This is a genomic window from Streptomyces sp. NBC_01176 (assembly GCF_045039825.1).
Taxonomy (GTDB): Bacteria; Actinomycetota; Actinomycetes; order Streptomycetales; family Streptomycetaceae; genus Streptomyces.
In genome coordinates this window covers 3,545,073-3,558,407 of record NZ_CP108600.1, presented here as the reverse complement: position 1 = coordinate 3,558,407, position 13,335 = coordinate 3,545,073, and the positions used below count along the sequence as shown (strand labels likewise).

The 13,335-nt window shown below is 70.4% G+C and carries 10 protein-coding genes; 5 read left to right on the top strand and 5 right to left on the bottom strand.

Features of this window, described 5'->3' with window-relative positions; genetic code table 11:
* Window positions 1-243: 243 nt before the first annotated feature.
* Window positions 244-870 (bottom strand): TetR/AcrR family transcriptional regulator, encoded by a 627-nt coding sequence (locus tag OG199_RS15025; protein ID WP_168530296.1) that lies wholly within the window; start codon window positions 868-870, stop codon window positions 244-246.
* A gap of 300 nt (window positions 871-1,170) precedes the next feature.
* On the opposite strand from OG199_RS15025, the gene OG199_RS15020 reads away from it, so the two are divergent.
* The 4 genes from OG199_RS15020 to OG199_RS15005 all read left to right on the top strand — a co-directional run bounded on the left by OG199_RS15020 (window position 1,171) and on the right by OG199_RS15005 (window position 5,465).
* A complete protein-coding gene (locus OG199_RS15020) occupies window positions 1,171-2,148 on the top strand; it encodes a tetratricopeptide repeat protein (protein WP_356809385.1) in 978 nt (325 codons plus the stop codon).
* A gap of 622 nt (window positions 2,149-2,770) precedes the next feature.
* A complete protein-coding gene (locus OG199_RS15015; RefSeq protein WP_266701433.1) occupies window positions 2,771-3,424 on the top strand; it encodes a DUF6230 family protein in 654 nt (217 codons plus the stop codon).
* A 105-nt stretch (window positions 3,425-3,529) separates the two neighbouring features.
* The gene (locus tag OG199_RS15010; protein ID WP_405829867.1) at window positions 3,530-4,153 is read left to right on the top strand and encodes a DUF6114 domain-containing protein; all 624 of its coding nucleotides are present in this window, start codon (window positions 3,530-3,532) and stop codon (window positions 4,151-4,153) included.
* The gene (locus OG199_RS15005) at window positions 4,143-5,465 is read left to right on the top strand and encodes a hypothetical protein (RefSeq protein WP_401799724.1); all 1,323 of its coding nucleotides are present in this window, start codon (window positions 4,143-4,145) and stop codon (window positions 5,463-5,465) included. The genes OG199_RS15010 and OG199_RS15005 overlap by 11 nt, the downstream gene beginning before the upstream one ends.
* Window positions 5,466-5,735: 270 nt before the next feature.
* On the opposite strand, the gene pyk is transcribed toward OG199_RS15005, so the two are convergent.
* The 3 genes from pyk to pta all read right to left on the bottom strand — a co-directional run bounded on the left by pyk (window position 5,736) and on the right by pta (window position 10,640).
* Entirely contained in the window at window positions 5,736-7,169 is a 1,434-nt protein-coding gene (gene pyk / locus OG199_RS15000) for a pyruvate kinase (protein ID WP_266701436.1), read from the bottom strand.
* A gap of 73 nt (window positions 7,170-7,242) precedes the next feature.
* Entirely contained in the window at window positions 7,243-8,460 is a 1,218-nt protein-coding gene (locus tag OG199_RS14995; RefSeq protein WP_401799727.1) for an acetate kinase, read from the bottom strand.
* Between the two features lie 101 nt (window positions 8,461-8,561).
* Window positions 8,562-10,640, bottom strand: a complete 2,079-nt coding sequence (gene pta / locus OG199_RS14990) for a phosphate acetyltransferase (RefSeq protein ID WP_356804177.1) — start codon at window positions 10,638-10,640, stop codon at window positions 8,562-8,564.
* Between the two features lie 365 nt (window positions 10,641-11,005).
* Between pta and OG199_RS14985 the strand changes: the two genes are divergently transcribed.
* Complete coding sequence (locus tag OG199_RS14985) at window positions 11,006-12,031, top strand: ATP-dependent 6-phosphofructokinase (protein ID WP_168530304.1); 1,026 nt, start codon at window positions 11,006-11,008, stop codon at window positions 12,029-12,031.
* A 525-nt stretch (window positions 12,032-12,556) separates the two neighbouring features.
* Here OG199_RS14985 and OG199_RS14980 read toward each other — a convergent pair.
* Entirely contained in the window at window positions 12,557-13,186 is a 630-nt protein-coding gene (locus tag OG199_RS14980; protein WP_356804193.1) for an XRE family transcriptional regulator, read from the bottom strand.
* Window positions 13,187-13,335: the final 149 nt, after the last annotated feature.

Here is a 13,335-nt window from a genome sequence, read left to right as displayed (position 1 = left end):
CGAACGCCGGACGGGCTGAGACCAATTGCCGGACGGGCTGAGATCAATTGCCGGACGGGCTGATGATGCGGGCCCGGGCTGAAATTCCGCAGCCCGGGCCCGCATCATCAGCCCGTCCGGCGTTTGAGGACGAGCCCTTCGGGCGATGCGGGGGTCCAGGGGGCGCTGCCCCTTGGCGGGGTCTGGGGGCGGAGCCCCCGAGAACGGGACGGGTAGGGGCGGCGGGGGCGCGGGAACGTCCGGTCAGGGGGCGTCGGTGGCGCCCGCCAGGCCGAGCAGGAGAACACGGGTGAACGCCCGCACCCACTCCTCGTCCGCGGCCTCCGCACTGACGAGCGTGCGATGCACCACCGCCCCCGCGACCACGTCGAAGATGAGATCCGCCGTCCGCGCGGACGCCTCGGGATCGGACTCCGGCGGCAGCTCGCCCCGGGCGGTGGCCCGCGCCCTCCCCTCCACCACGAGCCGCTTCTGCCGGTCGACGATGGACGTGCGGATCCGCTCCCGCAGGGGCTCGTCACGGGTGGACTCCGCCACCACCGCCATCAGGGCGGTCTTCGTCTCGGGCCGGTCCAGGATCGCCGCGAACTGCAGCACCACGCCCTCGATGTCCGCCGCCAGACTGCCGCGGTCGGGCAGCTCCAGTTCGTCGAAGAGTACGGCGACCGCGTCGACCACGAGCTCGTTCTTGCCGGCCCAGCGCCGGTAGAGGGTCGTCTTGGCGACCCCGGCCCGGGTCGCCACATCCCCCAACGTCAGCTTCGACCAGCCCAGTTCGACCAGCGCCGCCCGCGTCGCCTCCAGGATCGCGGCGTCCGCGGCAGCGCTGCGCGGGCGCCCCGTACGCGGGACGGAAGAGCGACTCTGCATGTCAGGACCATATCCGCCGTTGTGGGCGGGCAAATCCGGCGGTTCTGTGAAGCCGTGAGGGAGATCACCGGGGGAAGGCGGGCGAAGGCGCTCCCGGACAGTTACGCTACGACCCGTAGCGAAAGCTGCGGACGACGCTCGTACACCATGACCCGTGCGCGAGCGGCAACCACAGGCGCCAGGTGGGGACCCGGCGCGAGCACCACACTTCAGGACGCCGGGCGCCACGGATCAGGACGTTGCGGGCCCGGCTTTCACAGCGTTTTTCACACGTGCGCGAGGAAGGGGGAGGATGTACTCATGCAGCCACGGAACATGTCCATGAGCGGAGTCGTCGACCTCGCCGCGGTGAAGGCGGCCCAGGAGGCCAAGGCGAAGGCGGAGCAGGCGCGCGCCGAAGCGGCCAGGCAGGGCGGCGGAGGCGGGGCCGTGTCTCCCGCCAGTCTCGTCATCGATGTCGACGAGGCCGGATTCGAGCGTGATGTCCTTCAGCGGTCCACCGAGGTCCCGGTCGTCATCGACTTCTGGGCCGAGTGGTGCGAGCCCTGCAAGCAGTTGAGCCCGGTGCTCGAGCGGCTGGCCGTCGAGTACGCCGGCCGGTTCGTCCTCGCCAAGATCGACGTCGACGCCAACCAGATGCTGATGCAGCAGTTCGGGATCCAGGGGATCCCGGCCGTCTTCGCCGTGGTCGCGGGACAGGCGCTGCCGCTGTTCCAGGGAGCCGCCGCCGAGGCGCAGATCCGGGAGACCCTGGACCAGCTCGTGCAGGTCGCCGAGCAGCGTTTCGGTCTCACGGGTCTGGTCGTCGACCAGGACGCCGAGCCCGGCGCCGCCCCGGTGGAGCACGAGATGCCGGCCGGACCGTACGACGCGCTCCTCGAAGCGGCCGTGCAGGCCCTGGACGCGGGTGACTTCGGCGGCGCGGTGCAGGCGTACCGGAACGTGCTGAGCGACGACCCGGGCAACACGGAGGCCAAGCTGGGCCTCGCGCAGGCCGAGTTGCTCCAGCGCGTGCAGGGCGCCGATCCGGGCAAGGTGCGCGAGGAGGCGGCTGAGAAGCCCAAGGACGCGCAGGCGCAGATCGCCGCCGCCGACCTGGACCTCGTGGGCGGCCATGTCGAGGACGCGTTCGGGCGGCTCATCGACACCGTGCAGCGCACGGCGGGCGACGACCGCGACGCCGTACGGGTGCGGTTGCTCGAGCTCTTCGAGGTGGTGGGCGCCGACGACCCGCGAGTGATCGCGGCGCGCCGGGCGCTGGCCAGGGCCCTGTTCTGACCTGTTCCTAAACGCCGGGCCTTGTGACGCCCAGGTGAAAGATTCGCTGAGAGAGCGGCAAGTGGCCGCGTTTTACCAAAACTTGGTAAACGCGGCCACTGTTACTGGGAGTAAGTCGGAGGCGTTGATCTGTCGGATTCCGTCCGGGGATCAACCTTTTTGTCATCCGCCCCAGCACCACCCTGAGTCGCCGACCGATACCGACGGGTCGTTGTTCGGTTATCCGGCCGTTACTAGTGAGTAACGAACCCCCTTGTGCGGGCGGCCAGAATGCACCACGATCGGCGACGCTCGGTCCATTACCCCTCCTCCGACAGCCAATCGGGTCAAGGGGTTTTCTGGGTCCCCACCGGGTAGGGGCGGCGGCAGTGGCGCCGCCTCTTGGGCAGGGGGGTCTTCGCCGTTCGGTGGAGCCTGTCCAGCAGGTTGTGCGTGATGTGTGTCAGGCGCGACCAGTGGTTGTCGCTCGGGGGTGATCGCCGGTGTGTTCGGGCGTAATTGCGCCCGAGGAGTACGGGCGCTCTCCTTCCCGAGGACGTAGCACTTCTCCCATCCCTGCCCGGCTGAGCCGCCGACAAGTGGCAGTCAGGGCCAGGAGATGTACGTCCGAGAAGGAGGAAATATGCAGTCCCAGGTGCGTGGCGGGACCAGATGGAAGCGGTTCGCCGTCGTGATGGTGCCCAGCGTGGCCGCCACGGCAGCGATAGGTGTGGCCCTCGCGCAGGGCGCTCTCGCCGCGTCGTTCAGCGTCTCCGGCCAGTCGTTCAAGGTGACGGCCGACTCGCTCAACGGCAAGGGTTTCTCGCAGTACGGAGCCATCGACGCGGGTTACACCCTCGATGGCAAGAAGACGGCTCACCCCGTCGCGGTGTCGGCGTTCAAGTCCGCGTCGATCACGAACATGTGTCAGTCCGTGGTCACCCCGAACATCCCGTTGCTCGGGTCGGTCAGCCTGATCCTCAGGGCCGGCGGACCGGGTCACGACGCGGTGCAGGCCGAGAACCTGTACATCGACGTCGAGGACCTCCAGGCCGATGCCACGTTCCACGGCATCGACATCGGCGTGGCCGCCGGTGACACGGGTGCCGACAAGGGCGGCAAGGGCCCGGGCATGAAGGGCGGCGGCGAGCAGGCCAACCCCTACGGCTTCGCCCAGCAGGCGGAGTCCGCGGAGCTCACCGGCGTGAAGCAGACGGCGTGGGCGACCACCGCCGGCACGTTCAAGCTCAGTGGCCTGAAGATGTCGGTGTCGACGGGTACCAAGGAGTGCTACTAGGCACTCAGGGGGCGGGCGGGGGAGCCGGCAGCTGCCCCGCCCGCCCCACCTCTTTCCGCAGTATGTGAATTTCTCACAGCAAGCCGTTCCAGGGAGCCGTTTTCCATGAGCGCCGAGTCACCCGGGCAGAGCGAGCACTATCTCCAAGTCTTCCGGCGGAACTTCCGGTCCTGGAGGGGCGAACGCCCGTTCTGGGCCGGCCTGTTCGTCCTGCTCGGCGGTTTCCCCATCGCCTACTTCCCGTACGCGCATCTCCAAGTCGGCCATCTGACGCTGGCGATGTCCACCACGGCCGGCGCCGGATCCCTGATCATCGGCGTGCTGCTCGGCGTCCTGGGCATCAGTCTCTGGTTCCAGCGGCACGTACGGACCTTCGCCGGAGTCGCGGCGATCCTGCTGGCCCTGGTGTCCATCCCGGTGGCCAACCTCGGCGGCTTCCTCATCGGCTTCCTGTTCGCGCTGGTCGGCGGGTCGATGGCGGTCTCCTGGGCTCCGGGCGACTCCGGCGAGGAGAAGCGCAGGTCGACGTACAAGAGCCAGGGTGGCGCCCCGAGCGCCTCCGACACCCCGAACACCCCGCACGCGCCGCAGGCCCCGGAATTCACCGGCAGCCCGGACGACGCGAACAGCACGGGTCCCGCGGACGCCGGCGAGACGGGCCGCGAGCCGAGGGACCTGTCAGGAATGAGCTCCGCCAACGGGGCGAACGGGAGGCACAGTGCCGGCTGATGAGGCGACCCGCGGGACGGAAGCCGACGAGTCCCGGGTGAGAACCGGACCGCGCCACGCGGCCCCCAGGAAGCCCCTGTTCACCAGATTCCATGTTCCCGCGGGCAAAGCCGTGGCCATAGCGGCGATGCCGACGGCCGTCCTCATGGGCATGGGCTTCACCCCCACGCTCGCGCAGGCGGACGACCACGCGTCGTCCAAGAGCCTGACGGCGGACGAATACCAGAAGTGCGTCGACGCCATGACCGGCGCCAAGGACGGCAAGGACGCCTCGGCCAAGCCGACGCCCTCCGCCTCCTCCTCGGCGAGCTCCACCGCGTCACCCGGCACGACGAAGCCGACCCCCTCGGCCAGCGCGTCCCCGGACAAGACCTCTTCGTCGGATTCAGGTTCCGACGACAAGGCCGGGTCCGACCCGACGCCGTCCGCGAGCAAGCCGGCCCAGAGCAGCGGTGACAGCGGAACCAGCGGTGACGGCAAGACCGCGACGACCCCGTCGGCCTCCGCGAACGGCGGCGGCCTGCTGGGCACCATCGGCGACGCGATCACGGGCGTCCTCACCGGCGGCAGTGACTCCACCGGGGGTTCCACCCCCGCGCCGTCCGCCACCCCCTCCGCGTCCGCCTCGGCGAGCGCGACCGGGAGCACCACGGACAAGGGCGCGTCCGGCACGCTCAAGGACACCACCGACAAGGTCACCGGCACGGTCAAGAAGGCCGTGAAGGACACGACCGACACGGCGACCAAGGCGGCCGAGGACACCACGAAGGCGGTCAAGGACGCCGCCGACGCGGCCACCTCGACCCCGAGCCCGTCCGCGAGTTCCACCACGGACCCGTCGGACTGCCCGGTCGCCACGGACGCGGAGGGCGGTGTCGACAACTCCGTACCGCTGCCCGACGACCCGTGGTACCTCAACGCCAGCTCGCTGCTGCTCAAGGGCGCCGACTACCAGGGCGTGGTGAAGGTGAAGACCGCGGGCGGCAAGGTCAAGAGGGTCCTGAAGTACGTGATCTCCGACGGCACGGACATCGGTGACCTGCACCAGACGGTCAACGACGCGCAGTCCGGCAAGACGTACCACGTACAGGCGGGCAAGGGGACGACGTCCACCATCCGCGACGGCAAGACGGTCATGTACACGGAGAGCATCTCCGGGAACCTGCTCGGCCTGATACCGATCACGTTCGACCCGGACAACCCGCCGCCGCTGAACATCCCGCTGATCTACTTCACCAAGGTGAAGGTCGTGCAGGCCGGGCAGTTCGGCGGGACGCTGACCGTACCCGGGCTGCACCAGTACACCAGCTGAACCGACCCCGGCCCGCGGATCCTCGGACCCGCCCACGACCTTTCCGGGAGCCGCAACACCCTGAGGGCGCCCCCCGTTCACGCGGGAGGCGCCCTCAGGCATTCCCGACGTCCGGCACGAACGGAAGGAATGGATGATCAACCCTCTTCCTTGAGCACCGCGCCGAGGACGACTTCCGGTCCCCGGACCGGCGGCCGGAGCACCACGGTGAAGAACCGAGGGCGCCCCCTGTCGCAGGAGGCGCCCTCGGTGGTGTTCGGTGACCGCGGGTCAGGCGGTGCGGCCGCTCTCGCCCAGGTGGTGCACCCGGACCATGTTGGTGGTGCCGGGGACGCCGGGGGGCGAGCCGGCGGTCATGACGACGACGTCGCCGTCATTGAACCGCTTGAGCTTCTGCAGCTCCTGGTCGACCAGGTCGACCATCTCGTCCGTGCTGTTGACGAACGGCACCACGTGGGACTCGACGCCCCAGCTCAGCGTCAGCTGGTTGCGGGTGCCCTCGTCCGTGGTGAAGGCCAGGATCGGCTGGGACGCGCGGTAGCGGGACAGCCGGCGCGCGGTGTCACCGGACTTGGTGAAGGCGACCAGGCCCTTGCCGCCGAGGAAGTCGGCGATCTCGCAGGCGGCGCGGGCGACCGAACCGCCCTGCGTGCGCGGCTTCTTGCCGGGGACCAGGGGCTGCAGTCCCTTGGAGAGCAGCTCCTCCTCCGCCGCCACGACGATCTTCGACATCGTCTTGACCGTCTCGATCGGGTACGCGCCCACGGACGACTCGGCGGACAGCATGACCGCGTCGGCGCCGTCGAGGATCGCGTTGGCCACGTCCGACGCCTCGGCGCGGGTCGGGCGCGAGTTGGTGATCATCGACTCCATCATCTGGGTCGCGACGATCACCGGCTTGGCGTTGCGGCGGCAGAGTTCCACGAGGCGCTTCTGCACCATCGGGACCTTCTCCAGCGGGTACTCGACGGCCAGGTCGCCCCGGGCCACCATGACGGCGTCGAACGCCGCGACGACGGCGTCCATGTTGGCGACCGCCTGCGGCTTCTCCACCTTGGCGATGACGGGGACGCGGCGGCCCTCCTCGTCCATCACCTTGTGGACGTCGTTCACGTCGTCGGCGTCACGCACGAAGGAGAGCGCGACCATGTCGCAGCCCATCCGCAGGGCGAAGCGCAGGTCCTCGACGTCCTTCTCGGACAGCGCCGGTACGTTCACGGCGGTGCCGGGCAGGTTGATGCCCTTGTGGTCCGAGATCACGCCGCCCTCGATGACGACCGTCTTGACCTGGGGGCCCGCGACCTCGACGACCTTCAGCTCGACGTTGCCGTCGTTGATGAGGATCTGGTCGCCCTTGGAGACGTCGCCCGGCAGGCCCTTGTAGGTCGTGCCGCAGATCTGCTTGTCGCCGGGCACGTCCTCGGTGGTGATGGTGAACTCGTCACCGCGCACCAGCTCGACGGGTCCCTCGGCGAAGGTCTCCAGGCGGATCTTCGGGCCCTGCAGGTCGGCGAGGACACCGATCGCCCTGCCGGTCTCGGCCGAGGCGGCCCGGACGCGGTCGTAGCGGCCCTGGTGCTCGGCGTGCGAGCCGTGGCTGAAGTTGAAGCGGGCCACGTTCATGCCGGCTTCGATCAGCGCGACGAGCTGCTCGTGGGAGTCGACCGCGGGGCCGAGAGTACAGACGATTTTCGAACGGCGCATGGGGCGATCCTATCGGTTTGTTTCGCTACGGAATATTCCGTCTGGCGGAAGATACAAAGGGGCGCGATGCCGCTCAGGTGAGGTCGTGGGACGCGCCCACGAGTGCGTAGGTCTGCGTGGCGATCTCCAGTTCCTCGTCGGTCGGCACCACGGCGACCGCGACCCGTGCGCCCTCGGGGGAGACGATTCTGGCCTCGTCCCCTCGAGCCGCGTTCAGGCCGGCGTCGACCGCCAGGCCGAGCCCCTCCAGACCGGCGACCGCGGCCTCGCGCACCGCGGCGGCGTTCTCGCCGACCCCCGCGGTGAAGGCGATCGCGTCCACCCGGCCCAGTACCGCGTAATAGGCGCCGATGTACTTCTTCAGGCGGTGGATGTAGATGTCGAAGGCGAGCCGCGCCTGCTCGTCGCCCTCGTCGACACGGCGTCGGATCTCCCGCATGTCGTTGTCGCCGCACAGACCGATCAGGCCGCTCTTCTTGTTGAGCAAAGTGTCGATCTCGTCCGTGGACATCCCGCCAACGCGCGCCAAATGGAAGATGACCGCGGGATCCACGTCACCGGACCGCGTCCCCATGACGAGCCCCTCCAGCGGCGTGAGCCCCATGGAGGTGTCCACGCAACGGCCCCCGCGCACGGCGGACGCGGAGGCCCCGTTGCCGAGGTGCAGCACGATGACGTTCACGTCCCCCGGCGACTTCCCGAGGAGCCTCGCGGTCTCCCGGGACACATACGCGTGCGAGGTGCCGTGGAAGCCGTAGCGCCGGATGCGGTACTCGTCGGCGGTGCTCACGTCGATCGCGTAGCGCGCGGCCGACTCCGGCATGGTGGTGTGGAAGGCGGTGTCGAACACGGCGACCTGGGGAAGGTCGGGGCGCAGCGACCGGGCCGTACGGATACCCGTCAGGTTCGCCGGATTGTGCAGCGGGGCGACCGGGATCAGCCGCTCGATCTCCGCGATCACGGTGTCGTCGACGATCACCGGTTCGGTGAAGGAACTCCCGCCGTGCACGACCCGGTGGCCGATCGCGGCCAGCTCGGGGGAGTCCAGGCCGAGCCCGTCCCGGCCGAGCTCCTCGGCGACGGCCTTGAGGGCGGCGGCGTGGTCGGCGACGGGGCCGGTCGTCTCCCGGGTCTCGCCCGTGGTGAGCGCCGTGTGCTTCAGCCGGGACGTCCGCTCGCCGATGCGTTCGACGAGGCCCGTGGCGAGGCGGCTGCTGTCGCGCATGTCGAGGAGCTGGTACTTCAGCGACGAGGAGCCGGAGTTGAGGACGAGGACACGGGTGGCGGTCACTGCGGGGATGCCTTCTGGGTCGGGTTCGGGTTCGCGGTCGTCGTGGGGGCCGGACGCCGGGCCGGTGTTCGCGGGCCGGGCCGACCCGACCGGTGCGGCGGTCATCCGTCGCCCGGGGTCTGGGCCTGGATCGCCGTGATGGCGACCGTGTTGACGATGTCCTGCACGAGCGCGCCGCGGGAGAGGTCGTTGACGGGCTTGCGCAGGCCCTGCAGGACCGGGCCGACCGCGATCGCGCCGGCCGAGCGCTGCACGGCCTTGTAGGTGTTGTTGCCGGTGTTGAGGTCCGGGAAGATCAGCACGGACGCCTGCCCGGCGACGTCGGAGTCGGGCAGCTTGGTCGCCGCGACGGAGGGTTCGACGGCGGCGTCGTACTGGATCGGCCCCTCGATCTTCAGGTCGTCGCGCCGCAGCCGTACCAGATCCGTGGCCTCGCGCACCTTGTCGACGTCGGCGCCCGAACCGGACGTGCCCGTCGAGTACGACAGCATCGCGATCCGTGGCTCGACACCGAACTGCTCGGCGGTGGCCGCCGACTGGATGGCGATGTCGCACAGCTGCTCGGCGTTCGGGTCGGGGTTCACGGCGCAGTCGCCGTAGACGAGGACCTTGTCGGCGAGGCACATGAAGAAGACCGACGACACGATCTTCGTGTCCGCCTTGGTCTTGATGATCTCGAAGGCGGGCCGGATGGTGGCGGCGGTGGAGTGCACGGAGCCGGACACCATGCCGTCGGCCAGCCCCTCCTCCACCATCAGCGTCCCGAAGTAGTTCACGTCGGCGACGACGTCGTACGCCAGCTCGACCGTGACGCCCCGGTGGGCGCGCAGGGCGGCGTACCTCTCGGCGAAGCGGCCGCGCAGCTCGGAGGTCGCCGGGTCGACGAGTCGGCAGCCGGCCAGGTCGATGCCGAGATCGGCGGCCTTCTTGCGGATCTGGTCCACCGGGCCGAGCAGCGTCAGGTCGCACACGCGGCGGCGCAGCAGCACCTCGGCCGCGTGCAGGACGCGTGTCTCGGTCCCCTCGGGAAGCACCACCCGCCGCCGGTCGGAGCGGGCCTGTTCGAGGAGCTTGTGCTCGAACATCATGGGGGTCACGCGGTCGCTGCTCGGCGCGGAGACGCGCCTGAGCAGATCGGCGGTGTCCACGTACCGCTCGAAGAGACCGAGCGCGGTCTCCGCCTTGCGGGGCGTCGCGGCGTTCAGCTTCCCCTCCAGGGAGAAGAGTTCGGCCGCGGTGGGGAAGGACGTCCCGGCGACCGAGATCACCGGGGTGCCGGGGGCGAGGCGGGCGGCGAGCGTGAGGACCTCGTCGCTGGGCCGCTCGTTCAGGGTGAGCAGGATTCCGGCTATGGGCGGGGTGCCCGCGCTGTGCGCGGCGAGCGCGCCGACGACCAGGTCCGCGCGGTCCCCGGGGGTGACCACCAGGCAGCCCGGGGTGAGGGCGTTGAGGAAGTTCGGCAGCATGGCGCCGCCGAAGACGAAGTCGAGCGCGTCGCGGGCGAGTCCCGCGTCGTCGCCGAGGAGCACCTTGCCGTCGAGGGCGTGGGTGATCTGGGCGAGGGTGGGCGCGGACAGCGCCGGCTCGTCCGGGAGGACGTAACACGGCACGGGGAGACGGGAGTCGAGCCGCTCGCCGAGCCCGGCGCGGTCGGCCGGGGCCACCCGGTTCACGACCATGGCGAGCACGTCGCAGCCGAGGCCGTCGTAGGCGCGGTACGCGTTGCGCGTCTCGGCGCGCACGGACTCGGCGGTCTGCCCGCGGCCGCCGACGACGGGGATCACGGAGGCGCCGAACTCGTTCGCCAGCCGCGCGTTCAGCGACAGCTCGTCCGGGAACTGGGTGTCGGCGTAGTCGGTGCCCAGGACCAGGACGACGTCGTAGTCGCGCGCGACCAGGTGGAAGCGGTCGACGAGGGTGGAGACCAGTTCGTCCGTGCCCTGCTCGGCCTGGAGCGCGGACGCCTCGTGGTAGTCCATGCCGTAGACGGTCGCCGGGTCCTGGGTGAGCCGGTAGCGGGCGCGCAGCAGTTCGAAGAGCCGGTCGGGGCCGTCGTGGACGAGGGGGCGGAAGACGCCCACCCGGTCGACCTGGCGGGTCAGGAGCTCCATGACGCCCAGCTCGACCACCTGGCGGCCGTCGCCGCGATCGATCCCGGTCACGTAGACACTGCGGGTCACGCGTGCTCTCCATCCATGGCGTGGGGTGTTCGGTGACGTGAGGTGTGCTGTCGGGTCTCGTGGCTCGTGTGCCGTTTTCGGGCTCGGGAAATGGCCCACCGGGGTGGGCGGAACCCTCTTGACAATACCCCCGCGGGTGGATAAGGCGCCCGTCAGGTCGGACTTCCTGGCGAGGTCCGGAGGAGGTCCGGCGAAGGTCTGACAGAGGCCTGATCGAGCCTGACCGGGCCTTGACCGGGAACGGGCCGAGAATGTCACCCGGGGGGCCGGGGCGGAGGGCTTCGGGCGAATCGGCGACGGTCCCGGGGTCATGAAACAATCGGATCGGCTCACACGAACCAGCAGCGAGCAGGAGACACAGCACGATGCGTATCGGAGTTCTCACCGCAGGCGGCGACTGCCCGGGCCTGAACGCAGTGATCCGGTCGGTCGTGCACCGAGCGGTCACCACCTTCGGAGACGAGGTCATCGGATTCGAGGACGGGTACGCGGGGCTGCTCGACGGCCGCTACCGCACCCTGGACCTGAACGACGTCGGCGGCATCCTCGCCCTCGGCGGCACCATCCTCGGCTCCTCGCGGCTGCAGCGCGACCGGCTCCGTGAGGCCTGCGAGAACGCGCAGGACATGGCGCGCGAGTTCGGCATCGACGTGCTGATCCCGATCGGTGGCGAGGGCACGCTGACGGCGGCGCGGATGCTCTCGGACGCGGGCCTGCCGGTGGTCGGCGTCCCGAAGACGATCGACAACGACATCTCCTCGACGGACCGCACCTTCGGCTTCGACACCGCGGTGGGCGTGGCCACGGAGGCCATGGACCGCCTGAAGACGACCGCCGAGTCGCACCAGCGTGTGATGGTCGTCGAGGTCATGGGCCGGCACGCGGGCTGGATCGCCCTGGAGTCCGGCATGGCCGCCGGTGCCCACGGCATCTGCCTGCCCGAGCGCCCCTTCGACCCGGCCGACGTCGTCGCGATGGTCGAGGAGCGCTTCGCCCGCGGCAAGAAGTTCGCGGTCATCTGTGTCGCCGAGGGCGCCCACCCCGTCGAGGGCAGCATGGACTACGGCCATGGCGCGATCGACCAGTTCGGCCACGAGCGCTTCCAGGGCATCGGCACGGCGCTGGCGTACGAGCTGGAGCGGCGCCTCGGCAAGGAGGCCAAGCCGGTCATTCTCGGCCATGTGCAGCGGGGCGGCACCCCGACCGCCTACGACCGGGTCCTGGCGACGCGGTTCGGGTGGCACGCGGTGGAGGCCGCCCACCGCGGGGACTTCGGCCGGATGACAGCGCTGCGCGGCACCGATGTGCTCATGGTGCCGCTCGCGGAGGCCGTGACGGAGCTGAAGACGGTCCCGAAGGACCGGATGGACGAGGCGGAGTCGGTCTTCTAGCGGGCGCCTCTCCCGGCGGGGAAGCCGACGTCTTTCGGACCCGGCGCCTCCGGGCCCCGCGTGTCCCGGCGCGCCCCGGTACGCCGGGCCCCGGCCGGGCGGCGGACCAGCGGTCCCGCCTCGGGTACGGACTCCCGGCCGACGGTCGGCGGTCCGGCCGTGGAGGGCGTGGAGCCGGCCGTGCGTCCGGGGGCCGGATCCGGGCCCGGCGGTCCCGGCGGTCCGGGCTTGAAGACGTGGCGCCGGGAGTGCCGGCGGGGGGCTGACTGCTCTGCCGTGGAGCGGGGAGTGCTGGCGTGGGGCCGACTGCCCTGCCGTGGAGCCGGGCGTCCTGGCGTGGAGCCGACCACCCTGCGTGGAGCCGGGAGTGCTGGCGTGGGGCCGACCGCCCCGCCGTGAGGTCGGGAGTACGGTCGTGAGGTCGGCAGCCCTGTCGTGAGGTCGGCAGTCGGCGGGTGAGCCGGGAGCGCGCCGACCGGTTGGTGACACGGCGATCCGGGCGGGGGCGTTCCGGGCGGTCGGTTCTCAGTACGCGGCTCTCTGGATCGTCGACCAGAAGTGGTCGACGATCCGGTCGAGGAAGTCCTGGCCCGAGTCGTCGGCCTCGGCGGCGGCCGGCCCGGCCGCCCAGCTCAGCGTGGCGACCATCTGGCCCTGGTACTCCTGGTACAGCTCCTGGAGGACGTCCTCCAGGAGGCGCCGGTCCAGCGGGATCATCTTCCCCACCGGGCGGGAGTACGCCTGCCAGCGTGTCGTCACCGCGCTCCGCAGCAGCTCGGCGAGTTTGCCGTCGCGCCCGGTGACGGTGACGAAGTCCCGCAGGGACAGTTCGAGCACGTCGGCGAGGGCGGTGGACTGCCGCTCGCTGCCGCGCCACTCGTCGGTCTCCTCCATCCTCTGGTACGCGAGCAGTTCGAGTCCGACGGTGCGGGCCAGGTCCTCCTGCGCGAGTCCGCGCGCGACGCGGTGTTCGCGCAGGGTCCGCGGCGCGCCGATGATCTCTCCCGGCGAGCACCACAACACCCCCGCGAGGGCGGTGAGTTCGGGTCCGCTCGGGGAGGTGGTCCCGCGCTCCCAGGCGGCGACGAGATCGGGCGTGACGTACGGCATCCCGTACGAGGCTCTCATTCCGTAGGCGACGTGCTCGGGCCTCATACCGAGTGCCGTCCTCAGTCTGCGGGCGGCCTGAGCGTTGAAGGGCGGTGTGGGCTGTTGGGCCTGCGGTCGCTGCACGCGCACAAAATATGGGGTCGGGGCAGCGTTGACTACATTCTGTTCAGACACAATCACAGATCGTAGGAACC